This is a genomic window from Geminicoccus harenae (genome assembly GCF_019800005.1).
Lineage (GTDB): Bacteria > Pseudomonadota > Alphaproteobacteria > Geminicoccales > Geminicoccaceae > Geminicoccus > Geminicoccus harenae.
The window spans coordinates 41,323-63,650 of the sequence record NZ_JABGCL010000027.1 but is presented as its reverse complement, the minus strand read 5'-3'; the positions used below and the strand labels follow the sequence as shown (position 1 = coordinate 63,650).

The window sequence follows — 22,328 nt, the reverse complement described above, 5'->3', positions numbered from 1 at the left end:
TGGCGCCCTCCAGCGACGACATGCCTGATTAACCTGCGAACTGGCCATCCCAGTGACTTTGCCGACAGTCAGTCAGGCCTGCTCCCGTGCCAAAGGCAACAGACCAGAGCGCATAGTTTTCCTCTATAAATCCCAATTGCCTTTGCTGGCTCATCTGCAAGCTCAAAAACGCCGTTGATAGGGGGACAGTCTCTGTAACGCGCACCGTTCACTGCTAGAACTGTCGCATTTTCAACATGTCTAAAGGTGCTGGGGCGTGCCGAAGAGTCGGTATGAGGTGTTGGCTCAATCCAGGTGGACATTTAACGATCCTCTTCACGTAAATACTGCGCCACGTGTTCGTGGTATAGTTACTTGATCGGATACTTCTTCACGATTTCCGCGACCTGCTCCGGTGTCAGCAGGCGCGGGTTCAGGTTGCGGAGCATCAGGTAGAGCTTGGCGGTCTCTTCCAGCTCCTCGACCGCGTTGGTGGCGGCCTCCAGGTCCTTGCCGGCGACGACCGGGCCATGGTTGGCGAGGAGCACGGTGCTGGCCTTGCCGGCCACGCCGCGGATCGCGTCGCCGAGGGCCGGATCGCCTGGGATGAAGTAGGGCAGGAGGGGGACCCGGCCGCAGCGCATGCAGTAATAGGCGGTGAGCGGCGGCAGGACGTTGTCGAGGTCGACCTCGGGCAGCATCGAGACGGCGACCGAGTGGGTCGAGTGGAGGTGGACGATGGCGCCGGCCGAAACACGCTCGTCATACATGGCGGAGTGGAGCGGGATCTCCTTGGACGGCGGGTCACCGGAAAGGAGGCGGCCGGTCGCGTCCAGCTTGCTGATGCGGGCGGGGTCGAGGCGGCCCAGCGAGGCGTTGGTCGGCGTCATCAGCCAGGTGCCGTCATCCAGGCGGGCGCTGATGTTGCCGGTGGAGCCCGAGGTCAGGCCGCGGTCGAAGATCGAGCGGCCGATCGTGCAGATCTGCTCGCGCAGCTTCGCTTCGGTGCTCACGGCCGATTCCCCGGCATGGCGCCGAACGCCTTGGTCAGGAAGTCCGGGGTGCCGAAATTGCCGGACTTGAGCGCCAGCGCCAGAGGCTCCGTGCCGATCGACACGGTGGCGGGCACGCCCGGGTCGATCTTCTCGCCGATCCGCAGCGCGGAGACTTGAAGCGCTGCCATCACCGCGCCGCTGGTCTCGCCCCCTGCGACCACGAAACGGCGCACGCCGCGCTCGGCCAAGCCCTTCGCCACCAGGCCCATGGCCCGCTCGACCAGTTCGCCGGCACGCTCGCGCCCGAGCACGGCCTGGGCGGCTGCCACCTCGGCGGGCTCGGCCGTGGCGTAGAGCAGGACCGGGCCGCTCGGCATGTGCTCGGCGGCGAAGGCCAGGGCCGCGTCGATCTGCGCGTCGCCGTCCGCCAGGGTCTGCGGGTCGAGCCGGAAGGCCGGGCGCTTGCTTTTGAAGTCCGCGACCTGGCCGCGAGTCGCGACGGAGCAGCTGCCGGCCAGCACCGCCTCCAGCCCGTGCACTTCCGGCAGGGCGCCTGCCTCGTGGCGGCCGAGCAGGCCCTTCCTGCGGAAATTCTCCGGCAGGCCCAGCGCGATGCCGGAGCCGCCGGTGACCAGCTTCAGTTCCGCCGCGGCCTCGCCCAGGATGCGCAGGTCGGCATCGTCGGTGACGTCGGTGACCAGATGGGCGATGCCGTCGGCCGCCAGCTCGGCCATGCGCCGGCGCACGGCGTCGGCACCCTGGTGCACGGTGTCGTAGCGGACGAGCCCGACCTTGCGCCGGCTCTGTGCTGCCATCACCCGGACCAGATCGGCATCGGTCATCGGGTTGAGCGGGTGCTTCTCCATGCCGCTCTCGTTGAGCAGCCGGTCGCCCACGAACAGGTGGCCGCGGAAGATCGAGCGCTGCAGGGTGGGGTAGGCCGGGCAGACGATCGTCTGCTCCGTACCGAGTGCCTCCATGAGCGCTTCCGCCACCGGGCCGATATTGCCTTCCGGCGTGGAGTCGAAGGTCGAGCAGTACTTGAACAGGATCTGCCGGGTGCCCCGCTCCTGCAGGTAGCGCAGCGCATCCAGCGACTGGCGCACCGCCTCGGCCGCCGGGATCGAGCGGGATTTCAGCGCCACCACCAGCGCATCGACCTCGCCGGGATCGGTGCCGGGTGCGGGCACGCCGATCGTCTGGACCGTGCGCATGCCTTCCTGGACCAGTACGGCGGCGAGGTCGGTGGCACCGGTGGAATCATCGGCGATACAGCCGAGCAGCATGGGTTCAGCGCCTCCGTCGGGTTCGTTTCGCAAGAACTAGCCGCTGGATGCCGGCAGGGCGAGCAGATCGGCCAGCTGCATCGCCACGCTGTTGCGCGCAGGATGCCACAAGCCACGGTCGATCGCCTCGGCAAACCGCGCAGCCATCTCGCGCAAACCCTCGGGGTTGGCGCGTTGGAGGAACCCCAGCACCGCCGGGTCCTCTAGATAGGCGTCGAACAGCTGGTCGAAATGATGGTCCTCGACCACGCGCGCGGTGGCCGCGAAGGCGAACAGATAGTCGACGGTCGCGACCATCTCGAACGCGCCCTTGTAGCCGTGGCGCATGGCGCCCTGGATCCAGCGCGGGTTCGCCGCCCGGCCGCGCACGATCCGGCCGATCTCCTCGGCCAGACGGCTGGGCCGCGGCGCCTCCGGCCGGCTGTGGTCGACATGGAAGGCTTCCGGCTGCCGGCCGCTGAAGTGCCGGATCGCCGCGATCACGCCGCCCTCGAACTGGTAGTAGTCGTCGCTGTCGAGCAGGTCGTGCTCCCGATTGTCCTGGTTGTGCAGCACGAGCTGGCTCCGCTCCAGCCGGCGGCGCAGCTGGTCGCCATCGGCCAGGCCCTCGCGGCCGCTGCCATAGGCATAGGCACCCCAGGCCAGATAGGCGGCGGCGAGGTCGCCATCGTCCTGCCAGTGGCGCTCGTCGATCAGCGCCTGGAGCCCGGCGCCATAGGCACCGGGCCGGCTGCCGAACACCCGGGCGCTGGCGCGCAGGCGGGCCCGCTCCGGCGGCTCGCCGGTCACGACCAGGCGCGCTGCCTCGGTCACGACATGCGCCGCCAATGGGTTCTGGTCGGGCGGCTCGTCCAGGCCCGCCACCAGCCGGGCCGCCTGGTCGATCAGCTCGATCTGCTGGGGGAAGGCGTCGCGGAAGAAGCCGGAGACGCGGAAGGTCACGTCCACCCGGGGCCGGCCGAGCTGGTCCAGCGGGATCACCTCCACGCCGGTGACCCGGCCGCCGGCGCCGTCCCAGACCGGCCGGCAGCCCAGCAGGGCCAGGGCCTGGGCGATGTCGTCGCCGCCGGTGCGCATGTTGGCCGTGCCCCAGGCGGACAGGACCAGCGCTTTCGGCCAGTCGCCATGGCGCTCGGCATAGTGCTGCAGGACAGCGTTTGCGGAGGCCCACCCCAGGCGCCAGGCGGCGGGCGTGGGCAGGGCGCGGCAGTCGACCGAGAAGAAGTTGCGCCCGGTCGGCAGGACGTCCGGGCGGCCGCGGCTAGGAGCACCAGACGGGCCTGGGCGGACGAAGCGCCCGTCCAGTGCCGCCAGGAGTGCCTCCAGCTCCGCGGGTCCCGAGCGGTCCAACGCCGGGGCGATCTCGGTCTCGAACGTGGCCAGCACCGCGGCCGTGGCAGTCCAGGCCGGTGGTATTGGGCGTTCGTCGGCCAGCAGGGCCAGCGCCAGGGCCTCCAGCCGCTCGACCGTATCGCCGGCGGTGCGCCAGGGCGCCGGCAGGAGCTCGGCCAGCTCGGCAGGGCGCGGGCCGGACCAGAGGGCGGCCAGCCCGTCCACTGCGAGCGGATCGAAGCCGGCGAGACCCAGATCGGCCGCCAGTGCTCGGGTCAGCGAGGCATCGCCCGGGCGGCTGCCGCGCGGCAGCCGGGCGAGGCTCGCCAGCAGCTCGGCCCGCTGCCGGCCGATAGGGCTCTGGCCCAGGACGTGCAGCCCGTCGCGGATCTGCAGTTCCTTCAACTCGCACAGCCAGGCATCCAGCGCGACCACGGTATCGTCCGGCTGGCCGCCACCTGCGGCGAGATCACGGTCGAGACGCAGCCGCGCCGCTTCCTCGACGATCGCGCGCGCCACCAGGGCCGCCCGCTTCGGGTCGAGGTCGCGGGCCTCCGCATACTCGTCCAGCAGGTTCTCCAGCGCCTGCAGGTCGCCGTGCAGGCCGGCGCGGACCAGCGGCGGGGTCAGGTGATCGATGATCACGGCGCCCGTGCGCCGCTTGGCCTGGCTGCCTTCGCCCGGGTCGTTGACGATGAACGGGTAGACCAGCGGCACGGGCCCGAGCAGGGCCGCCGGATAACAGGCATCCGACAGGCCGGTGGCCTTGCCCGGCAGCCATTCCAGGTTGCCGTGCTTGCCGACCTGGACCACGGCATGGGCGGCGAAGCCATGGCGCAGCCACAGATAGAAGGCGAGATAGCGGTGCGGCGGCACCAGGGCCGGGTCGTGCCAGCTCGTGGCCGGGTCGATCTCGTAGCCGCGCGCCGGTTGGAGGGCGACCACGACCTGGCCCAGCGGCAGGACCGGAAGCAGCAGGGCGTCGTCCCGACAGAACGGGTCGGCCTCCGCGGCACCCCAGCGCTCCGTCACCGCGCGCTGCAGCTCGACCGGCAGCCGGGCGAACCAGTCCCGGTAGTGCTCCAGCGGGACCCGAACCCGCACCTGGCGCGTGGCTCCGGCAGGTTCCTCGGCGTCGGCGGGAACGTCCCTGGGCGGTGGCACATTGGTCACGCCCGCCTGGAGCGCCCGAATCAGCGCGTTCCCGTCGTGCGGAACAGATTGGATATTGTATCCAACCTGCTCCAGCTCCTTCAGGATTGCGGTCGCGGAGGCAGGCGTATCCAAGCCGACGCCGTTGGCCAGCCGCCCGTCCCGGACCGGATAGTTGGCCAGCACCAGGGCCACCCGTCGCTCGCGGGGTGCGGTGTGGCGCAGCCGCAGCCAGGCGGCGGCCTGGGCCGCGGCGCGGGCGATGCCGGGGGCGAAGGCCTGCCAGCGGATGATCCGGCACTGGCTGGACTCATGCCGGCTGCCACCGTCCTTGAACGCGATCACCGGGCCGTGCAGCCGGCCGTCCAGCTCGGGCAGGGCCACCTGCATGGCGAGGTCGACCGGCGGCAGGCCGCGCGGGCTGTCCTGCCAGGCGGGTTCGCCACAGCCAGCCAACACGAGCTGGATGACCGGGACGTCCAGCGCGTCGAAGGGGGTGGTCCAGCCGGTCTCGGCACTCGCGGTGGCAAAGCCGGTGGCAGCGAGCAGGATGCCCGGGCGCAGCGTCTGGCACCATTCGCGAGCGAGCGCCGCCTCGGCCGGGTTCTTCAGGCTGGACACGAACAGGCCGACCGCGCCGATGCCGTGGCCGGCCAGCGCCTCGATCAGCCGGTCGACCGGCTGGAGGTCGCCGGCGAGCGGCATCGCCCGGTAGAACAGGACCACGGCGTGGACCGGTGGATCGGCGTCAGCCCAGGCGGCGTCCGGTGCGGTGAAGGTGCGGCCGGCGCGATACAGGCCGATCCGGGGCAGAGGTGTGGCTCGCCCGGCGGGCGGCCTGCCGGCCAGGATGTCGGCGGCATTGGTCAGGAAGCGGGTGGCGTTCTCGACGCCGCCCTCGGCCAGGCACTGCCAGAGCAGGTCGCAGGTCGCGCGCGGCAGGGTCGACCAGCCGTCGAGCGACGGGTCCGGACGGTCGTCGCCCGGCAGGACCGCCAGCGCCACGCCGCGCGCCCGGCAGGCGGCCACCACCTGCTCCAGGCCATAGGACCAGTAGGACCGGCCGCCGATCAGGCGCAGCACCACCAGCCGGGCATGGGCCAGGGTCCGCTCGACCCAGAGATCGACCGACATCGGGTGGCGCAGCAGGCGCAACGGCGTCAGGCGCAGCTCGGGCAGGCCGCCATCCGGTGCCGTGGCGGCCAGCCGGTCGCGTGCTGCTGCCAGGCAGGCGAGCTCGGTGTCGGCGAACGAGGCGATCACCAGCTCGGCCGGTGCCTGGTCGAGATCGACCGGCACGTCCTCGTTCAGGCTGGCCGCCGCGTCGGCCGGCAGGAGGTGCATGGTCAGGCGGCGGCGCGGATCGCCGTCGTGATGGCCGCCTGGTCCAGGCCCTTCTCGCCGATCACCACCAGTTGGCAAATGCGCGACTCGTCCGCCCGCCAAGCCCGGTCATAGGCGTGGGTCACCCGGCCGCCCACGCCCTGGATCAACAGGCGCATCGGCTTGCCCGCGACCTCGAGAAAGCCCTTCAGGCGCAGCACGCCGAACCGGTCGGCGATCCGGCCGAGCTCGGCCGTGGTCCGCTCCGGATCGGTGATCGGCGGCAGGGCCACGGCGAAGCTCTCGAAATCGTCATGGTCGTGCTCCGCCCCGTCATGATGCGACGGGCGGCTGGCCAGGTCCGCCTCGGCGGCGGCACCGATCCCCAGCACCAGCTCGATCGGCAGGCGGCTCGACACGGCGCGCACCGTGCGCGCCTGCGGGCGCAGGTCCTGCGCCACCGTGCCGTCCACCGCCGGCCAGTCGGCCTCGGCCACCAGGTCGGCCTTGTTCAGCACCACGAGGTCAGCACAGCCGACCTGCTCCTCGAACAGCTCTTCCAGCGGCGTCTCGTGGTCGAGGTTCGGGTCGGCCGCCTGCTGGCGGATGACCGCAGCCGGATCGGGCGCGAACAGGCCGCTCGCCACCGCGGCGGCATCCACCACGGTGACCACGCCATCCACCGTCACCCGGTCGCGGATGCCCGGCCAGGCGAAGGCCTTGACCAGCGGCTTGGGCAGGGCCAGCCCGGAGGTCTCGATCACGATGTGGTCGGGGGCCGGGTCCAGCGCCAGCAGCTTCTCCATGGTCGGCAGGAAGTCGTCGGCGACTGTGCAGCAGATGCAGCCATTGGCGAGCTCGACCACGTCCTCCTCGCGGCAGGTGACGTCGCCGCAGCCCAGCAGGACCTCCCGGTCCACGCCCAGCTCGCCGAACTCGTTGATCACCAATGCCAGGCGGCGGCCGGCGGCGTTGGCGAGCAGGTGGCGGATCAGCGTGGTCTTGCCGCTGCCGAGAAAGCCCGTGATCACCGTCGCCTGGATCTTGCTCATGCGTCGCCCTTCGAACCTCAACCCTTCACCGTGACCGGCAGCCCGGCCACCAGCAGCACCACCCGGTCCGCTGCCCGGGCGATCGCCTGGTGCAGCCGGCCGGCATGATCCACGAATTCACGCGCCATGGCATTCGCCGGCACGATCCCCTGGCCGACCTCGTTGGACACCATGACGACCGGTCCGGCCAGCCCCGGCAGCAGCCGCACCAGCCCGGCCGACGCCTTGGCCACGTCGCGCTCAGCCACCATGAGGTTGGTGAGCCACAAGGTCAGGCATTCCACCAGCACGATGCGCCCGGGTGCGGCCAGCTCCGCCAGCCGCTCGGCCAGCATGAGCGGCTCCTCGACCGTGCGCCAGCGCCGGTCGCGCTCCGCCCGGTGCCGGGCCACCCGCGCCGCCATTTCGGCATCGAGCGGCTCCGAGGTCGCCAGATAGATGGGTTCGCCACCAGCCTCCAGGCAGAGTGCCTCGGCATAGCGGCTCTTGCCCGAGCGGGCGCCGCCCAGGACGAGGGTGAGGCTGGCAGGTGAACGGGCGGTCATGATCGGGCGATCTGCCGCGCCCGCACCTTGCCGGTCAAGAGCGACCGGTGAGCGGTTTTCAACTGGCTCCGCCGGCTGGATCTGCTAATCGCCGCGCGTCAGCCACGGAGCGCCCATGCCAGAGAGCCTTCTCGCCGAATTCTACGTGTTCTTCACGATCGTCCTGATCGACATCGCGCTTGCCGGCGACAATGCGGTGGTGGTCGGGCAGCTCGCTTCGGGCCTGCCGGCGGTGCAGAAGCGCCGGGCGATCATGCTGGGCGTGGTGCTGGCCCTGGTCTTCCGGGTGGCCTTTGCCCTGGTCGCCGTGCAGCTCCTGCAGATCGTGGGCCTGCTGCTCGCCGGCGGCCTGCTGCTGCTCTGGGTCTCCTACAAGATGTACCGGGAGCTCCGCGAGGGACCTCATGCCGACCGGGTCGATCCCGGCGACGTGCCGGTCGCGCGCAAGACCTTCGGCGCCGCTGCGTTCCAGATCGCCGTGGCCGACGTGTCGATGTCGCTGGACAACGTGCTGGCGGTGGCCGGCGTGGCGAAGGATCATCTGCCGGCCCTGATCTTCGGCCTGGTCCTGTCGATCGCGCTCATGGGCGTGGCGGCCAACTTCATCGCACGCTGGATGGAGCGGCACCGCTGGCTGGCCTGGGTCGGCCTGCTGATCATCCTGTTCGTGGCGCTCAAGATGACCTGGGAAGGCGGGCACGAGCTGCTGGCACTGCTCTGATCCGGCGGCTCAGCCGCCCGGATGCGCCGTGAGGATGCCGTCGCGCGCCCGGCGGACCGCGTCGACCAGCGCCTCCCGGGCGCTGCCGGCATCGCTGACGAGGCGGGGGAAGGGGAGGCGCAGCACCTGGCCGCCCCGGTGCAGGTCCGCCCCTTCCGGGTCCACCCCGGTGAGCGCCCAGCCGGTGCCGCTGCCGCCGAGTGCTGCCGCATAGAGGTCCACCGCATCGGCATGGTCCCCGTTCATGTGGCGCAGGATGCCGGCTTCGGCGGCGGCCAGGGCCTGGTGGGGTACAGTGTCGAGCAGCAGGTCGGCCGCTTCCACCCAGTGGATCCGGCCGAAGCCCGCCACCAGATGGGCACGCTGCACCGTCACGCGGAACAGGCCGAAATCCGCAAAGCCCGCATAGGTCGCGGCGTCCGGATGACGCTGGACGAAGCGCTGGGCGAGCAGTTCGTCGTCGCTGCGGGCGGCGATCCCCTGGACGCTCGCGCGCGGCCCGGTGAGCGGCGAGGCCAGGCCCGCCGTGCCATCGAACAGGAGCGAGATGCGCGGGTCGGCGTCGAGGTTGCGGGTGTGCTCGGCCAGGCGCGAGAGCAGCAGGAGCGGGCTCGCGTCATGCGCCAGGGCGACCAGGGCGAGCGAGACATAGGGCGCGCCGTCCGGCAGCATGGTGCCCAGCGCCACGGTGGGCCGCTCGCGCATCAGCCGGCGGACGAGGTCGGCCGGTGCGGCTGGGGTGTCGGCGCTGCTGGTCATGGCCTGGGTCCTGCTGCTCGGGCATGGCGCGGATGGTGGTTCATCTGCAGATAGCGGAACTGCCCCGGCCGGACGAGGGACGGTGCAGCTCGGGGGGGAGAGAGGTCGTTGCGTTTTCCGATGGCGGTGCCCGAGGCCGGTGAGCCGGCCCTGGTCGCGGAAGGGATCTTCTGGCTGCGCCTGAAGCTGCCCTTCGCGCTGGACCATGTGAACCTGTGGATCGTCGACGACGGCGATGGCTGGACGCTGGTGGACACCGGCCTGGGCGACGCGGCGACCAAGGCCGTGTGGCAGCGCCTGACCGCCGGGTTCCTGGCGGGCCGGCCGGTGCGCCGCGTGCTGGCGACCCATTTCCACCCCGACCATGCTGGCAATGTCGGCTCCCTGGTGGCGCAGACCGGGGCGGAATTGTTGATGAGCCGGACCGAGTGGCTGACGGCCCGGATGCTGGCGGCGGACACCAGCCAGGAGTTCGTCGAGAGCGGCCGCCGGTTCGACCAGGCCTGCGGCGTACCGGAGGAATTGCGGACCCGGCGCGCCGAGCGCGGCAATTACTACCGGCGCGGCGTCGACCCTCTGCCCTACCGCTTCACGCGGCTCCAGGCCGGCCAGGCGATCCGGCTGGGCGGCAGCCGGTTCGAGGTGATCGTCGGGACGGGGCACAGCCCGGAACAGGTGACGCTCCATGCCGGCGAGCGACGCCTGCTGATCGCCGCCGACCAGATCCTGCCGCGGATCTCGCCGAACGTCGCGGTCTGGCCGTCCGAGCCGGCGGCCGATCCGCTGGGCGGCTTCCTCCGCTCGCTGGACCTCTATGCCGGGCTCGATCCTGAGACCCTGGTGCTGCCCTCGCACAAGCTGCCCTTCATCGGCCTGCACGAGCGGATCGCGCAGCTCAAGGCCCATCACGCGGAGCGGCTGGAGGCGACGCTCGCTGCCTGCCGGCAGCGGCCCAGCGCCTGGGAGGCGACGGCCCTCCTGTTCCCACGGGCACTGGACATTCACCAGCTGGGCTTTGCCCTGGGCGAGACCCTGGCGCACCTGAATCGGCTGGTGGCGGACGGTCAGGTGCGGCGGGTCGCCGATCCCGACGGGGTGGATCGCTACGAGCCGAGTTGAACGGCGAGGCGCCGCTTGTCGCGGTACATCGCCCGGTCGGACACGCGCAGCAGCGTGTCCAGGTCGGTGCCCTCGTCGGGAAACAGCGCCATGCCGATGCTCGCGCCCGTCTCGACCTCGTGGCCGGGAATGGCGTGCGGCAGGGCCAGGAGCCGCTGCAGCCGGGTGCGGATCCGCTCGCCATTGGCGCGGTCGCCGATCCGGTCCATCACCACCACGAACTCGTCGCCGCCCAGCCGCGCCACCGTGTCCGTGGCGCGCAGCGAGCGCAGCAGGCGATTGCCGAACGATTGCAGCAAGTGGTCGCCCGCCTCGTGGCCCAGCCGGTCATTCACCGCCTTGAAGTCGTCCAGGTCGAAGAAATAGACGCAGCCGGCCTGGCCGCTGCGCCGGGCCTGGGCGATCGCGCGCTTCAGCCGCTCCTCCAGCAGCCAGCGATTGGCCAGCCCGGTCAGCCGGTCATGGGTGGCGACATGGGCCAGGCGGCGGTCCTGCTCGCGCTTGCGCGCTGCCCGCTGCAGGCAGGTCACGGCATGGGCCTGATCGAGCGGCGACGTGTCGTGCGGCCCGGCATAGGCCAGGATCGGCAGGCCGGGCGCGATGGACTGGAGGCGGACCAGGCCGCACAGCCCCTCGGCATCGGCCGTGCACAGGTCGAGCAGCACCGCGCCGATCACCTGGTCGGCCAGCCGGCCGACCGCGTCGGCGAGGGTGGCGGTGTGCTCGAGGCAGGCGCTCGCCAAGCCTGCGCGGCGCAGGAGCCGACCGACCTCCACCGGCTCCTGCTGGTGATCGCTCACCAGCAGCACACGGAACGTCGGTTCCGGGCCGCGTCGTTGCATGGGCTTCCCGCTCCGGTGGCGCGGCAGGCGAGGGATGAGCCGCCGTTCGCCTTCCCGGTTAACGTGGCCGGGCACCCCCGGCAACAATATCATTCTGTGCTAAACTGTTCGGAAAGTTGGATAAAATTGCGCTGAAACCCGCGGTGCCGGTCGCTGTGTAGGGGAACAGGCCGCCTTGATCCTGCGACCAGATGGGCGCAGGGGCAGCATGTTGGAAACGTTCCAACGCATGTCGAAATCTGTTAAGGCCGGACCTCTGGTGCAACCGGGTCTCGGGGGAGACACGGATGGGTCGTCTGGTGATCCTGTTGATTGTCGCGGCGGGCCTGCCCGGGGTCCTGCTCGGCGGCATCGCGGCCTTCCTGGCATTCGGCAGCATGCCTGGCCCGCTCCGGGCGAGTGGTGCCGTCCTGCCGGATCAGCCCCTGCTGGTCGTGCTGGGCTTGGTGCTGGCTGCCCTGCTCCTGGCAGGCACGGGCGCGGTGGCGCGCAACCGGCGGCTGGCCGGGCTTCAGTAGACGTCCTGGCCGCCATTCACCGGGATCTCGGCCCCGGTGATGTAGGAGACCTGGTCGCTGCACAGATAGTGGACCACTGCGGCCACCTCCTCCGGCGAGCCCAGCCGCCGCATCGGGATCCGCTCCACCAGGGCCTCGGTGCCGGGCGACAGGATCGCGGTGTTGATCTCGCCGGGGCTGACCGCGTTCACGCGGATGCGCAGATGGGCGAGGTCGGCGGCCAGCTCGCGGGTGAGCGCGGTGAGCGCCGCCTTGGAGGTCGCATAGGCGGTACCGGCGAACGGGTGGACCCGGCTGCCGGCGATCGAGGTGATGTTGACGATCGCACCGGAGGTCTCGGCGAGCTTGGGCGCCATCTCCCGCGCGAACCAGGCGCAGGAGAAGAAGTTGATCGCGAACACCTTCTGGAACACGTCCAGGTCGCTTTCCAGCGCACCCAGGCGGTGGCCGTCCTCGCCTTTGGGCGAATAACCCGCATTGTTGACCAGGGCGTGGATCGGCCCGCCGTCGAGCAGATCCTCGAGCTCCGCCACCACCTCGGGCAGCTTGGACAGATCCGCCAGGTCGGCACAGATATGCATGTGCCGCTCACCCCGGCCGCATTGCGGGGGCACCGCGTCGCGCGAGCAGGTCACCGCGCGCCAGCCTTGCTTGACGAAATACTTGGCGGTGGCATGGCCGATGCCACGGGACGCACCGGTGATGAAGACGACCTTCTGATCCTGCACGTCGCGGCTCCGGTGGAAGTGACCCGGGCCAGGAGATGGCCGCTTGGCGCATCATGCGCAAGCACCACCCGCATGGGGCGCGCGCTCGGGTCGCTCCGGCGTATACCACGGGGCACGCTCCAGCCGGGCGTGGCCCTGCCCGATCGAGGCTTCAGGGGCTCAGGCGCTCGCGCTGCCAGCCACTGCCCGCCACGCGGCGGTAGCACAGCCGATCATGCAGCCGGCTGGTGCGGCCCTGCCAGAACTCGATCGTCACGGGCTGTACCCGATAGCCGCCCCAGAATGGCGGGCGGGGCGGGTTGTCGCCGAACCGGTCCCTGGCCTCCGCCTCCTGCCGGGCGAGCTGCGCCCGGTCGGCTACCGGATGGGACTGCCGGGACGCCCAGGCGCCGATCCGGCTGCCCAGCGGCCGGCTGGCGAAATAGGTATCGGCTTCCGCGGCCGGCACCGCGCTCACCGGGCCCTCGACGCGCACCTGCCGATGCAGCACGTCCCACCAGAACAGGAGCGCCGCCTTGGGATTGCCGGCGAGTTCCTGGCCCTTGCGGCTCTCGGTGTTGGTGAAGAAGTCGAAGCCGTCCGCGCCGAAATGCTTGAGGAGCACCATGCGGCAGGAGGGCTGGCCGCTGGCATCGACGGTCGCCACCGCCATGGCGTTCGGCTCGGCCAGGCCGCTCTCGCTGGCCTCCTGGAACCAGCGGCCGAACAGGGCCAGCGGGTCCATGCCGGCATTCGCCTCGTCCAGCTCCGCGCGCGCATAGTCCACCCGCATGTCCTGCGGTGATCTCATCGTCCGGCTCCCCTTGCCCAGCCGCCTTCCAGGTGGCGCGGCTGCCGGCACTTGTCCATGTCGCAGCGTGAGGGGCTTTCCGGGAATCGACCGCGCCTGGGCAAACTGGGCCTTTTGCGCGCCCCGGACTGGACCTAGCGTCCCGCCCGAGCGGAGCATCCGGGAGAAGCGGTCGTGGCGCGCGAGGGCATCCTGTCGATCCAGTCGCACGTGGCCTATGGCCATGTCGGCAACTGCGCGGCGGTATTCCCGCTGCAGCGGCTGGGCCATGAGGTCTGGGCGGTCAACACGGTGCAGTTCAGCAACCACACCGGCTACGGGAGCTGGAAGGGCAGCGCCAACAGCGTCGAGCAGATCCGCGAGATCCTGCAGGGCGTGGAGGAGCGCGGCGCGTTCGGCCGCACGCGCGCGGTGATGTCCGGCTATCTGGGCGACCCGCAGCTCGGCGCTGCGGTGCTGGAAACGGTGGCCCGGATCCGGGCGGCGCGGCCCGGCGCCCTCTATGCGTGCGACCCGGTGATGGGCGATGTCGGCCGCGGCTTCTTCGTCCGGCCCGGCATCCCCGAGTTCTTCCGCGACCAGGCAGTGCCCCAGGCCGACATCGTCACGCCGAACGCATTCGAGCTGGCCTTTCTCGCGGATCAGCCGATCGACAGCCTGGAGGACGCGCTGGCCGCTACTGCCCGGGTGCGGCAGCGCGGCCCTGGCCTCGTGGTGGTGACCAGCCTGGAGCTGCCGGATGCTGTCGACGAGATCGCGGTGCTCGCCGACACCGGTGCGGGAAGCTGGCTGGTGCGCACGCCCAAGCTGCCGCTGACCATGAGCGGCACCGGCGATGCGACCACCGCGCTGGTGCTGGGCAACCGGCTGGCTAGCGACGACATTCCCCAGGTCCTGCAGCGCTCGGTCTCGGCCATGTACGAGCTGGTGCGGCTGACCCACGAGCAGGGTGCGAGCGAGATCGAGCTGGTGGCGGCGCAGGAGGCCTATGCCCGCCCGCCGCGCCTGTTCGAGGTGGAACGGGTGCGATGACCGAGGCCGATGCCTACGAGCCGGTCTGCCGGCGGCCGCTCTCGACCGCCACGGTGGCGCCGCTGCCGCCGGCACGGCCGCCGGCCCGGGCGGAACTCGCCGGCCGGACGGTGCGCCTGGAGCCGCTGGAGCCTGGCCGGCATGGGCCGGCCCTGTTCGTGGCAGGTCACGGGCCGGACCAGGCGGAGCGCTGGCGCTTCATGGCCTATGGCCCCTTTGCTGACGGGGACGCGATGCAGGCCTGGCTTCGGACCCTGGCCGGCACGGCCGAGCCCATGTTCTTCGCGATCTGCGATCCGGAAGGGCGGGCGCTGGGCATGGCCAGCTATCTCAACATCCACCCGGCGGCGGGCTCGATCGAGATCGGCCATATCTGGTTCGGTAGCGAGCTGCGGCGCCGGACGGCGGCCACCGAGGCGATCCATCTCCTGCTCCGCAACGCCATCACGCTGGGGTTCCGCCGGATCGAGTGGAAGTGCGATGCCGCGAACCTGCCCTCGCGGCGGGCCGCCCTGCGCTTCGGCTTTCGCCACGAGGGCATTTTCTACCGGCATCTGGTGATCAAGGGCCGCAATCGCGACACGGCCTGGTACTCGATCCTCGCGGAGGAATGGCCGGCACTGGATGCCGCCTTCACTGCCTGGCTGGATCCGGGGAATTTCGACGAGGACGGCCATCAGCGCCGGCCGCTGATGGCCCGGCAACCGCTCGTCCCTTAGGCGGGCAGCACCCGTCCAGGGGCCGCCAGTCAGTGCACGATGTCCTGGCGGCGCTCGCCGGCCTCGGCGAGCCGCACGGTCCGGCCATACAGGACGGCACTGGCATCCAGCAGGGCGCTCAGGGCGGGCGGCAAATCCGCCAGCGGGGGCTGCTGCAGGCAGTGCGGGTCGTCCTCGATGGCGGCCGCGGCCGGCCCGGCACCGGCCAGCTCGGCCTTGCGCCGCAGGAGCCAGCCGACCACCAGGCCCAGCCGGCTGGTCACCCGGTCGAGCTCGCATAAGTGGCCGAGCTCGCCCAGGGCCGGCACGCTACCTGCCGGGCGCCGCTCCAGATAATGCTTGGTGGCCTGGACCAGGCCCATCGCCTCGCCGAGCAGCCGGTCCAGCCGCTCGCAGGGATCCTGCCCCGGATCGTCCTCGCCACCCGCCATGCCCTTGCCCCGCGCGTCCCACACTTGTCGCCGGGCACGCTGGCGCCGGGGCGGCGGCCGGTCAACGCTCCGCGGGCGGCAACGGGGCCGAGGTCGTACCGGGGAACAGGAAGGACCGTGCCGGCACGACCCGGCCGCCCTTCAGGTCGCGGCGGAGCTGGATCAGGCTGCCGGGCGCCGCCCTGGCCACCCCGACCGGGGTGGCCAGGGCGGCGCCCGGCAGCCCGCCTTTAGCCACTGCAAGCTGCCTTGGCGTGTCGTCCGCACCGAACAGCGGGCGGGTCGGCCCCAGCCGGCCGAACAGCTTCATGCCCGCAGGTGCGGTATCGGCGCGGGCCACCGCCGCCTCGCCCCAGGAGCGGTACTGCTCCTGCAGCTTCTCCACGCGCGCCAGATAGGTGCGGCCGCGCTCCGGATCGCGGCTGTGATAGGCGGCCACTGCCGAGCGCCAGCTGCCCCGCTCGGCATGGAGCTCGCCCAAAAAGGCGGTGCCGTAGGCCACGTTGCGGATCGGGTCGAGTGCCTCCTCGATCGTCCGGAACGCGTCGGGATGCCAGTACAGGTTGATCTGCATGCAGCCGACATCGATGTTGCGCTGGCCCTCCGCTTGCAGGCGGCGCACCGTGGCGATCGCGGCCGCGCGGCTCTCGGCATACCAGGACTCGCTGCCGGAGGTGACCGTCCAGGGCCAGGGATAGCTGCGCCGCAGCGCCTTGCTCCACCGCCCGGTCTCGGCGAGCATGATCCCGGTGACGATCCCCTCCGGCAGGTCCGCCAGCCGCTCGGCACGACTTGCCGCATCCAGGCACAGCGCGGCAGTTCTTGCCGTGTCCCCGGCTGGATCGGCCGGGCCGGACCTGGCCGCGAACGGCAGGAGCAGGGTGAGAAGGGCGAGAAGGAGGGGCATGGTCCTGGGCATGCCGCTTCGCCTTGCAAGTGCTGGGCCAGCCCGATCCGGCAAGCACCGCGCCAGCCGAAGCCCCGCCTGCTCACTCCGCGGCGAGCGGCCTCGCCGGGGGCAGCATCGCAGCGAGCTCCCGGACCAGTGCCGCCAATGCCTGGCGCAGTGCGGGGGCAGCGGCGGTCTGCTGCCAGTCGGCCGTGAAGAAGCGCTGCCGGCAGAGCTCGATCTGCAGCGCATGCACGCCCCGCTCCGGCTGGCCGTGCCGCTTGGTGATCCAGCCGCCCGCAAACGGCCGGTTGCGCGCCACGGTGAACCCGGCTTCGCGCAGGGAGGCTTCCGCCGCGGCCACCAGCGGACCGGCACAGCTCCGGCCGTACCGGTCGCCCAGCACGATGTCCGGCAGGGCCGCGGCACCGCCGCACGGGCCTGGCATGGTGTGGCAATCCAGCAGCAGCATCTGGCCGAAACCGTCCGCCAGCCGCCCGCATTCCCGCTCCAGCGCCGCGTGGTAGGGCTGATGCACCCGCGCGATCCGCTCGGCCAGCTCGGTGAAAGGCAGTTGGCGCAGGTGGATGCGCCGCTCGCCCAGCCGCGTCGGCACCAGGCCGAGCCCGGCCTGCACGCGCAGCGACCGGCATGGCCGCACACCCATCGGCAGGCCGTCGATCGCGTCCTCGTCGAACTCCGCTGGATCGCGGTTGAGGTCGATCCAGGTCCGGTTCCACCGGGCGCGCAGCAAGGTGGCGCCGGCCGCCACCGCCCTGTCCAGCAACTCGTGGACCGGGCCGTCGTTCAGGACCGCGAGCGTCGCCGGAGCCACGCCCAGCCGGCGCCGCGCCTCCTCGGGATAATGGCGGCCGCTGTGCGGCGAGGAGAGCAGGACCGGCAGGCCGGGGCCGGCCGGCCGCAGAAGAGCGAAGGGGTCGATCATCACCGCATCCGGGGGAGCCCTCCCGGATGCAACCACGGCCAGCACCGCGCCACAACGCCCACCAGGGGCCGACCGGAGCCGAAACCCCCGGATTCCTGCATCCGGCACTTGCCAGCGCCGCCGACAAACGCTATCCGCTCGCCACCGCCGATCAGGACGGGCGCGTAGCTCAGCGGTAGAGCACTACGTTGACATCGTAGGGGTCACAGGTTCGATCCCTGTCGCGCCCACCACCTCCCAGTCCCGTTCACACAAGCCGCAGGCCGGCCGCCGGTCTCGTGCCGCATGCGTGCGATGACCCGCCGATCAGGACGGTATGGCCTGTGCCACCGGCTCGGGCAGGGGTGCCGCTCCGCCTTCCGGTAGGATGCCCACCAGCGGCCGATAACCTGCACGCAGCGTCGTCACGATGGGCAGGGGTGTCAGCACCCGGGCCATCGCGTCGGGGCGAGCCGTACGGGGTGCTCCATAGCCCCCGTGGCTCCAGGGGTGGAGACTGCCGTCCCAGAGGAGGAACGGCGCTTCCGGGGCGTCGGCGAGGGTGACGAATGTGCTGTCCGGGAGGTCGCCCAGCGGTGCCGTGTGCGTGATCTGGCGGCTGTTGCGATCGATGCGGGCGGCGTGCAGCGCCTGGTCGATCTCGTCGGCAGAAACGAACTGGTCGGGCGGGAGGCCGTGCGCCTGGCGCCAACAGGCGCGAAAGCGCAGGAAGTCGTCGCGGCGGCATTGCGCACAAGGACGGTGCCCGGCCGCCAGCGCCACTGCCTCGTCGGCGAAGAACAGGGGATAGTAGCAGCCGGGCCGGTCGAAGGTGACGCGATAGCCGTTCCTGCCCTGGAGGGTGCAGGTGATCCAGCGCGCGACGCGCCAGCTCCGCCCGAGCGTGCCGTCCGCCCTGTGCAGGTCGCCGCGATTGCCGAGACAGCGGCCGCGATGTGGCGATGCCTCGATCGTACCGAAAGGGGTCACCCGGTTGCGGCGAGGTCGATGGAGCAACGGTCTCCCTCCTCGGGTTCGGCCAGTCCGGCGCCGAGCTGGCTGCCGGGCGGCCCCTGGCGTCGCTGGCGCCCGTGCTGGTCGACGATCACGGAGGGGCGCCCGATGCCTCGGCCACCCGGCTCCTTGCGGATCGGGTCGTGCCAGACCGCAGTTTGAGACTGCCCGGCGAGGGGCATACCCAGCTCGACCAGCACCGTCTCATGGCCGTCGCGCACCAGCACCCATTTCAGAAGCGCGACGTCGCTGGTGCCGATCTCCTGGTGCAGCACGAACGGTCATAGGCGGATGAAATCGCCCGGGCGTGTTCCGGTAGTGAACTCCAGCCGCTCGCTCCAGCACATCCGGGACCGGCCACGCAGGACTGAATCACCCTTTCCGGTTGGCCGCGGTAGTACGTATCGGTCGTCGCCTGGGGTGGATCGTCACCGTGCCGAGCCGAGGCTTCGTCGCCTCTGCCTGTGCCAGGCTGATCATGCTTGCCCGGTTCATGCCGGGCGTCTGCGCCGCGTCCAGGCCCGGGCTGCTGCCCGGCACCACCCGCACGCCAGCGCGTCCGGCGTCCTAGAGACGCTGGGGGAGGTGGTCCATCATTGCCGGCAGGTGGCTGGGCGGCTGCACCGCCAGCGGGCGGGGTCGGTCCAGCAGCAGGCCGAAGGTCAGGGCCATGGCTAGCACCAGCAGGCAGATGCGACCGGGCAACGGGATCATTCCCACACTCCGAGGACGGGCGGCACCTCTGGCCGGACAGCCGTCCTGCCCGAAGTGATGCCAAAGATCGGCCGGGTTTGGCTGTGACCGCCGTCACACAGTAGGAACATTGGGGCATGGTTGCGGGGATGCTGTGGCAGCACAATCACAGGTGGAGACGAGGGCACGGCAGATGTCCTGGGCCGGAGTGTGGTGCCGCCCTTGCCTGGGCCAGGGATCGGCTCTAGGCACGAACATCGCTCATAGAAGTTGACAAATCGTTGCCGCAGCCAGCCGCCAAAGCCTGTCCCGCCCTGGATGGGGACGATCAGCCATATCCGGAGATGCCGGCGAGCCGGCCGGAAGTGACCCGCGCGGTGGCGCGCGGCGTGGTCCGCCATCTGGTCCAGGCGGGTATGGCGCCGATCCTGGAGGTGCCGCTGCCCAACGGGCGGCGCGCCGACATCATGGCGCTGGGCCAGGACGGCCGGATCACCATCATCGAGGTCAAGTCCTGCGCCGCGGACTACCTGACCGATCGCAAGTGGCGGTTTTATGCCGATTTCTGCGACCGGTTCGGCTTCGCGGTCGCTGCCGGCTTTCCGCTGGACCTCCTGCCGCCGGAACCGGGCGTGCTGGTGGCGGACGCCTATGATGCGGCGGAGATCCGGCCGCTCCAGCCATTCACCCTGGCAGCGGCGCGCCGCCGGGTCCTGCAGTTGCGGTTCGCCCGGCTGGCGGCCCTGCGCAGCCTGGGCGTGGAGGCAGTCGAGCCGTTCGCCTGACGCTCTCTCGAGGAGTAGCCGCTGTTGCCGGCGCTAGATGTTCCTGTTATGTTCTGCAAATGCAACAGGTGCATAAAGGCCGCGGTGCCACGCTCAACCCGCCGGGCCGCTTCGAGCGGCATGCCGCTGCCCTGGCGGATGACGGCTGGGGCACCCTGGCGGAACTGCTGGCGGAGGCGGGGCCGCGTACCGAGGTCCGGCTCGACCGGGCAGGTTCCCTGATCGTCTACAACCAGTCGCCCGACATCGGCTTCGATGCCTCGATCAACCCGTATCGGGGCTGCGAGCATGGCTGCATCTACTGCTATGCCCGGCCCTGGCATGCCTTCCTGGGCCTGTCCTCGGGCCTGGACTTCGAGACGCGGATCTTCGCCAAGGAGGATGCCGCTGCCCTGCTGCGCCGGGAGCTGGCGCGTCCTGGCTATGTCGCCCGGCCGATCGCGCTCGGTGCCGCCACCGACCCCTACCAGCCGGTGGAACGGCGCCTGCGGATCACCCGCTCGATCCTCGAAGTGCTGCTGGAGGCGCGCCATCCGGTGGGCATCGTCACCAAGTCGGCGGGCGTGGTGCGCGACCTCGACCTGCTGGAGGCGCTGGCCGGCCAGGGCCTGGTCCGGGTGCAGATCTCGGTGACCACGCTCGACGGGGAACTGGCCCGGCAGCTCGAGCCGCGCTGCCCGACGCCGACGGTCCGGCTTGCCGCGCTGCGCCGTCTGGCAGACACCGGCGTGCCGGCCGGGGTGAACATGGCGCCGGTGATCCCCGGGCTCAACGACCAGGAGATCGAGGTGATTGCCAAAGCCGCGGCGGCGGCCGGGGCGGACCTGCTGTTCTGGACGCTGGTGCGGCTGCCGCATGAGGTGAAGGAACTGTTCCAGGCCTGGCTGGAGACGCACCGGCCGGACCGGGCGGGCCGGGTCCTGTCGCTGATCCGCCAGGCCCGGGGCGGCCGGCTGAACGATCCGGAGTTCGGCAGCCGGATGCGCGGTGAGGGCCCGCTCGCCCAGCTGATCGCCGACCGGTTCCGGCTGGCCCGGCAGCGCCACGGCCTCCAGCGCCGGCGCGTGCCGCTGCGCACCGACCTGTTCCGCCCGCCGGCAGCGGACGGGCAGCTCAGCCTGTTCTGAGCGGAGCGCCGGCCCGGACTCTCGACGCCGCGGCCCGGAAGGCCTATCTGGCCCGGGCCGGCCGGACCTTCGGGCCGGCCCTGCACGACCGTCGAAGCGAGGAGCGGCCTGGTTGGCTTCCGATGAGCTGCCCTGCAGCGGCGGGGAGCGCGCGCCGCGCAGCCACGCCACCTTCTCCCGGCGGGACTGGGCGGGGCTGCGTGCCAACGTGCCGCTGATGCTGAGCGAGGCGGACCTGACGGCGCTGCGCGGCGTCACCGACTATGTGTCGCGGGAGGAGGTCGAGGAGATCTATCTCCCGCTCACCCGCCTGCTCAATCTCCATGTCCGCGCAGCGCGCGGGCTCACCCGCGTCACCGACGATTTCCTGGGAAGGCTGCCGATCCGCCGGCCCTACATCATCGCGGTGGCCGGCAGCGTGGCGGTGGGCAAGAGCACGTTCGCCCGCGTCCTGCGGGCACTGCTCGCCAAGTGGCCGGACCATCCGACCGTCGAGCTGGTCACCACGGACGGCTTCCTCCACCCGACCCGGGTGCTGGAGGAGCGCGGCCTGATGAACCGCAAGGGCTTCCCGGAAAGCTACGACCTGGCGCAGATGATCGCCTTTTTGGCGAACGTGCGGGCGAACCAGGCCGAGGTGCAGGCACCGGTCTATTCGCACGAGGCCTACGACATCGTGCCCGGCCGCTTCCAGACGGTGCACCGGCCGGACATATTGATCTTCGAGGGGCTGAACGTCCTGCAGCTCTCCTCGGGCGGATCCAGCCGCGGCGGTTCGGTGGTGGCTTCCGACTTCTTCGACTTCTCGATCTATCTCGATGCCGACGAGGCGGACATCGAGCGTTGGTACATCGAGCGCTTCAAGGCGTTGCAGCGCACCGTGTTCCAGCGGCCGACCTCCTATTTCCACCATTTCCGCGACCTGAGCGAGGCGGAGGCGGTCGAGGTGGCGCGCGACATCTGGCGGCGGGTCAACCTCGCCAACCTGCAGAGCAATATCCTGCCGACCCGCAACCGGGCCGAGCTGGTGATGCGCAAGCGGCCGGATCATGCGATCGGTGAGCTGTGGCTGCGGGAAGCCTGACGGGCTGACGCATGAACCATGGAGGATGAGGCGATGACGGATGAGGCGACCAAGGGTGCCTCGACCTGCCGGGTGGTGCGGGCCGGGCAGACCTTCACCGGCAAGCAGGCACTCTCCTACACGCCCGCAATCTCGGCGGAATCGGTGGGTGCCCGCGGCATCCACCTGCAGCTCGTCACCATCCCGCCCGGCGCCAAGGCCAAGGCGCACAAGCATGCCGCGCACGAGACGGCGCTCTACGTGCTGAGCGGCACCTCGGGCATGTGGTACGGCGAGGGGTTGACCGAGCATCTGGAGGCCAATGCCGGGGATTTCCTCTACATCCCGGCGGACATGCCGCACCAGCCCTACAACAGCAGCCCGAGCGAGCGCTGCGTGGCCCTGATCGCCCGGACCGATCCGAACGAGCAGGAAAGCGTGGTCCTGCTGCCCGAGCTGGACGGCGTTCACGGCTGAAAAGGCCGGCCGGTCATCTGGCCGTCATCGCA

General features: G+C 71.0%; 24 protein-coding genes and 1 tRNA gene. 10 read left to right on the top strand and 15 right to left on the bottom strand.

Annotated features, from left to right (window positions below):
• Positions 1 to 350: 350 nt before the first annotated feature.
• From otnC to cobU, 5 genes are read right to left on the bottom strand one after another with little or no spacing between them, the layout of a single operon-like run.
• Entirely contained in the window at positions 351 to 992 is a 642-nt protein-coding gene (gene otnC / locus HLA95_RS21125) for a 3-oxo-tetronate 4-phosphate decarboxylase (protein WP_191062475.1), read from the bottom strand.
• Positions 989 to 2,260 carry a 3-oxo-tetronate kinase gene (gene otnK, locus HLA95_RS21120; protein ID WP_222184417.1) on the bottom strand — a complete coding sequence of 424 codons (1,272 nt, stop codon included), beginning with the start codon at positions 2,258 to 2,260 and terminating at the stop codon, positions 989 to 991. Before otnK ends, otnC begins: the two co-directional genes overlap by 4 nt.
• 36 nt (positions 2,261 to 2,296) lie before the next feature.
• Positions 2,297 to 6,088: a cobaltochelatase subunit CobN gene (gene cobN / locus HLA95_RS21115; protein WP_222184415.1), complete on the bottom strand. Its 3,792-nt coding sequence runs from the start codon at positions 6,086 to 6,088 to the stop codon at positions 2,297 to 2,299.
• Positions 6,089 to 6,090: 2 nt separating this feature from the next.
• Positions 6,091 to 7,119 (bottom strand): cobalamin biosynthesis protein CobW, encoded by a 1,029-nt coding sequence (gene cobW, locus HLA95_RS21110; protein ID WP_222184413.1) that lies wholly within the window; start codon positions 7,117 to 7,119, stop codon positions 6,091 to 6,093.
• A 17-nt stretch (positions 7,120 to 7,136) separates the two neighbouring features.
• On the bottom strand, positions 7,137 to 7,664 hold the full coding sequence (gene cobU, locus HLA95_RS21105) for a bifunctional adenosylcobinamide kinase/adenosylcobinamide-phosphate guanylyltransferase (protein WP_222184411.1): 528 nt from the start codon (positions 7,662 to 7,664) through the stop codon (positions 7,137 to 7,139).
• Positions 7,665 to 7,779: 115 nt separating this feature from the next.
• On the opposite strand from cobU, the gene HLA95_RS21100 reads away from it, so the two are divergent.
• The gene (locus tag HLA95_RS21100) at positions 7,780 to 8,385 is read left to right on the top strand and encodes a YjbE family putative metal transport protein (protein ID WP_222184410.1); all 606 of its coding nucleotides are present in this window, start codon (positions 7,780 to 7,782) and stop codon (positions 8,383 to 8,385) included.
• Positions 8,386 to 8,394: 9 nt separating this feature from the next.
• Here HLA95_RS21100 and HLA95_RS21095 read toward each other — a convergent pair whose 3' ends face one another.
• Positions 8,395 to 9,144 (bottom strand): HugZ family pyridoxamine 5'-phosphate oxidase, encoded by a 750-nt coding sequence (locus HLA95_RS21095; protein WP_222184408.1) that lies wholly within the window; start codon positions 9,142 to 9,144, stop codon positions 8,395 to 8,397.
• A 108-nt stretch (positions 9,145 to 9,252) separates the two neighbouring features.
• Here HLA95_RS21095 and HLA95_RS21090 point away from each other — a divergent pair, with 108 nt between their 5' ends.
• Positions 9,253 to 10,263, top strand: a complete 1,011-nt coding sequence (locus HLA95_RS21090) for an MBL fold metallo-hydrolase (protein WP_223861587.1) — start codon at positions 9,253 to 9,255, stop codon at positions 10,261 to 10,263.
• On the opposite strand, the gene HLA95_RS21085 is transcribed toward HLA95_RS21090, so the two are convergent.
• A complete protein-coding gene (locus tag HLA95_RS21085; RefSeq protein ID WP_191060462.1) occupies positions 10,248 to 11,105 on the bottom strand; it encodes a GGDEF domain-containing protein in 858 nt (285 codons plus the stop codon). The two genes, HLA95_RS21090 and HLA95_RS21085, sit on opposite strands and share 16 nt — an antisense overlap.
• 287 nt (positions 11,106 to 11,392) lie before the next feature.
• Between HLA95_RS21085 and HLA95_RS21080 the strand changes: the two genes are divergently transcribed.
• The gene (locus HLA95_RS21080; protein WP_191060461.1) at positions 11,393 to 11,623 is read left to right on the top strand and encodes a hypothetical protein; all 231 of its coding nucleotides are present in this window, start codon (positions 11,393 to 11,395) and stop codon (positions 11,621 to 11,623) included.
• Here HLA95_RS21080 and HLA95_RS21075 read toward each other — a convergent pair.
• The gene (locus HLA95_RS21075) at positions 11,617 to 12,351 is read right to left on the bottom strand and encodes an SDR family NAD(P)-dependent oxidoreductase (RefSeq protein WP_191060460.1); all 735 of its coding nucleotides are present in this window, start codon (positions 12,349 to 12,351) and stop codon (positions 11,617 to 11,619) included. The genes HLA95_RS21080 and HLA95_RS21075 overlap by 7 nt on opposite strands.
• Positions 12,352 to 12,502: 151 nt before the next feature.
• Positions 12,503 to 13,141, bottom strand: coding sequence for a pyridoxamine 5'-phosphate oxidase (pdxH, locus tag HLA95_RS21070; RefSeq protein ID WP_191060459.1), 639 nt, complete (start codon positions 13,139 to 13,141; stop codon positions 12,503 to 12,505).
• 174 nt (positions 13,142 to 13,315) lie between these two features.
• On the opposite strand from pdxH, the gene pdxY reads away from it, so the two are divergent.
• A complete protein-coding gene (pdxY, locus tag HLA95_RS21065) occupies positions 13,316 to 14,173 on the top strand; it encodes a pyridoxal kinase PdxY (RefSeq protein WP_191060458.1) in 858 nt (285 codons plus the stop codon).
• Positions 14,170 to 14,892, top strand: coding sequence for a GNAT family N-acetyltransferase (locus HLA95_RS21060; RefSeq protein WP_222184406.1), 723 nt, complete (start codon positions 14,170 to 14,172; stop codon positions 14,890 to 14,892). Before pdxY ends, HLA95_RS21060 begins: the two co-directional genes overlap by 4 nt.
• 29 nt (positions 14,893 to 14,921) lie before the next feature.
• Here HLA95_RS21060 and HLA95_RS21055 read toward each other — a convergent pair whose 3' ends face one another.
• The 3 genes from HLA95_RS21055 to HLA95_RS21045 all read right to left on the bottom strand — a co-directional run bounded on the left by HLA95_RS21055 (position 14,922) and on the right by HLA95_RS21045 (position 17,158).
• A complete protein-coding gene (locus tag HLA95_RS21055; protein ID WP_222184404.1) occupies positions 14,922 to 15,347 on the bottom strand; it encodes a DUF1465 family protein in 426 nt (141 codons plus the stop codon).
• 37 nt (positions 15,348 to 15,384) lie between these two features.
• Positions 15,385 to 16,230, bottom strand: coding sequence for a transglycosylase SLT domain-containing protein (locus HLA95_RS21050; RefSeq protein ID WP_222184402.1), 846 nt, complete (start codon positions 16,228 to 16,230; stop codon positions 15,385 to 15,387).
• 82 nt (positions 16,231 to 16,312) lie between these two features.
• A complete protein-coding gene (locus tag HLA95_RS21045) occupies positions 16,313 to 17,158 on the bottom strand; it encodes an N-formylglutamate amidohydrolase (RefSeq protein ID WP_191060685.1) in 846 nt (281 codons plus the stop codon).
• Between the two features lie 158 nt (positions 17,159 to 17,316).
• Here HLA95_RS21045 and HLA95_RS21040 point away from each other — a divergent pair.
• Positions 17,317 to 17,391: transfer RNA gene (locus HLA95_RS21040), tRNA-Val, on the top strand.
• Between the two features lie 73 nt (positions 17,392 to 17,464).
• Here the strand turns inward: HLA95_RS21040 and HLA95_RS21035 are convergent.
• The 3 genes from HLA95_RS21035 to HLA95_RS21025 form a co-directional block, all read right to left on the bottom strand.
• Complete coding sequence (locus tag HLA95_RS21035) at positions 17,465 to 18,154, bottom strand: LIM domain-containing protein (RefSeq protein WP_191060686.1); 690 nt, start codon at positions 18,152 to 18,154, stop codon at positions 17,465 to 17,467.
• Complete coding sequence (locus HLA95_RS21030) at positions 18,124 to 18,426, bottom strand: hypothetical protein (protein ID WP_191060687.1); 303 nt, start codon at positions 18,424 to 18,426, stop codon at positions 18,124 to 18,126. The genes HLA95_RS21035 and HLA95_RS21030 overlap by 31 nt, the downstream gene beginning before the upstream one ends.
• Before the next feature lie 292 nt (positions 18,427 to 18,718).
• Complete coding sequence (locus HLA95_RS21025; protein WP_222184400.1) at positions 18,719 to 18,865, bottom strand: hypothetical protein; 147 nt, start codon at positions 18,863 to 18,865, stop codon at positions 18,719 to 18,721.
• 323 nt (positions 18,866 to 19,188) lie between these two features.
• Here HLA95_RS21025 and HLA95_RS21020 point away from each other — a divergent pair, with 323 nt between their 5' ends.
• The 4 genes from HLA95_RS21020 to HLA95_RS21005 all read left to right on the top strand — a co-directional run bounded on the left by HLA95_RS21020 (position 19,189) and on the right by HLA95_RS21005 (position 22,296).
• A complete protein-coding gene (locus HLA95_RS21020) occupies positions 19,189 to 19,629 on the top strand; it encodes an MmcB family DNA repair protein (RefSeq protein ID WP_191060689.1) in 441 nt (146 codons plus the stop codon).
• A gap of 59 nt (positions 19,630 to 19,688) precedes the next feature.
• Complete coding sequence (locus tag HLA95_RS21015) at positions 19,689 to 20,756, top strand: PA0069 family radical SAM protein (protein WP_222184398.1); 1,068 nt, start codon at positions 19,689 to 19,691, stop codon at positions 20,754 to 20,756.
• A 112-nt stretch (positions 20,757 to 20,868) separates the two neighbouring features.
• Positions 20,869 to 21,840 (top strand): type I pantothenate kinase, encoded by a 972-nt coding sequence (gene coaA / locus HLA95_RS21010; RefSeq protein ID WP_191062217.1) that lies wholly within the window; start codon positions 20,869 to 20,871, stop codon positions 21,838 to 21,840.
• Between the two features lie 33 nt (positions 21,841 to 21,873).
• Positions 21,874 to 22,296 (top strand): cupin domain-containing protein, encoded by a 423-nt coding sequence (locus HLA95_RS21005; RefSeq protein WP_191062216.1) that lies wholly within the window; start codon positions 21,874 to 21,876, stop codon positions 22,294 to 22,296.
• Positions 22,297 to 22,328 lie beyond the last annotated feature (32 nt).

Excerpts from the sequence above, each read along its gene's own strand:
- otnK (WP_222184417.1), bottom strand. The coding sequence starts at position 2,260 with ATGCTGCTCGGCTGTATCGCCGATGATTCCACCGGTGCCACCGACCTC.
- cobN (WP_222184415.1), bottom strand. The coding sequence starts at position 6,088 with ATGCACCTCCTGCCGGCCGACGCGGCGGCCAGCCTGAACGAGGACGTG.
- cobW (WP_222184413.1), bottom strand. The coding sequence starts at position 7,119 with ATGAGCAAGATCCAGGCGACGGTGATCACGGGCTTTCTCGGCAGCGGC.
- cobU (WP_222184411.1), bottom strand. The coding sequence starts at position 7,664 with ATGACCGCCCGTTCACCTGCCAGCCTCACCCTCGTCCTGGGCGGCGCC.
- HLA95_RS21100 (WP_222184410.1), top strand. The coding sequence starts at position 7,780 with ATGCCAGAGAGCCTTCTCGCCGAATTCTACGTGTTCTTCACGATCGTC.
- HLA95_RS21095 (WP_222184408.1), bottom strand. The coding sequence starts at position 9,144 with ATGACCAGCAGCGCCGACACCCCAGCCGCACCGGCCGACCTCGTCCGC.
- HLA95_RS21085 (WP_191060462.1), bottom strand. The coding sequence starts at position 11,105 with ATGCAACGACGCGGCCCGGAACCGACGTTCCGTGTGCTGCTGGTGAGC.
- HLA95_RS21080 (WP_191060461.1), top strand. The coding sequence starts at position 11,393 with ATGGGTCGTCTGGTGATCCTGTTGATTGTCGCGGCGGGCCTGCCCGGG.
- pdxH (WP_191060459.1), bottom strand. The coding sequence starts at position 13,141 with ATGAGATCACCGCAGGACATGCGGGTGGACTATGCGCGCGCGGAGCTG.
- HLA95_RS21060 (WP_222184406.1), top strand. The coding sequence starts at position 14,170 with ATGACCGAGGCCGATGCCTACGAGCCGGTCTGCCGGCGGCCGCTCTCG.
- HLA95_RS21050 (WP_222184402.1), bottom strand. The coding sequence starts at position 16,230 with ATGCCCCTCCTTCTCGCCCTTCTCACCCTGCTCCTGCCGTTCGCGGCC.
- HLA95_RS21045 (WP_191060685.1), bottom strand. The coding sequence starts at position 17,158 with ATGATCGACCCCTTCGCTCTTCTGCGGCCGGCCGGCCCCGGCCTGCCG.
- HLA95_RS21025 (WP_222184400.1), bottom strand. The coding sequence starts at position 18,865 with ATGATCCCGTTGCCCGGTCGCATCTGCCTGCTGGTGCTAGCCATGGCC.
- HLA95_RS21020 (WP_191060689.1), top strand. The coding sequence starts at position 19,189 with ATGCCGGCGAGCCGGCCGGAAGTGACCCGCGCGGTGGCGCGCGGCGTG.
- HLA95_RS21015 (WP_222184398.1), top strand. The coding sequence starts at position 19,689 with ATGCAACAGGTGCATAAAGGCCGCGGTGCCACGCTCAACCCGCCGGGC.
- HLA95_RS21005 (WP_191062216.1), top strand. The coding sequence starts at position 21,874 with ATGACGGATGAGGCGACCAAGGGTGCCTCGACCTGCCGGGTGGTGCGG.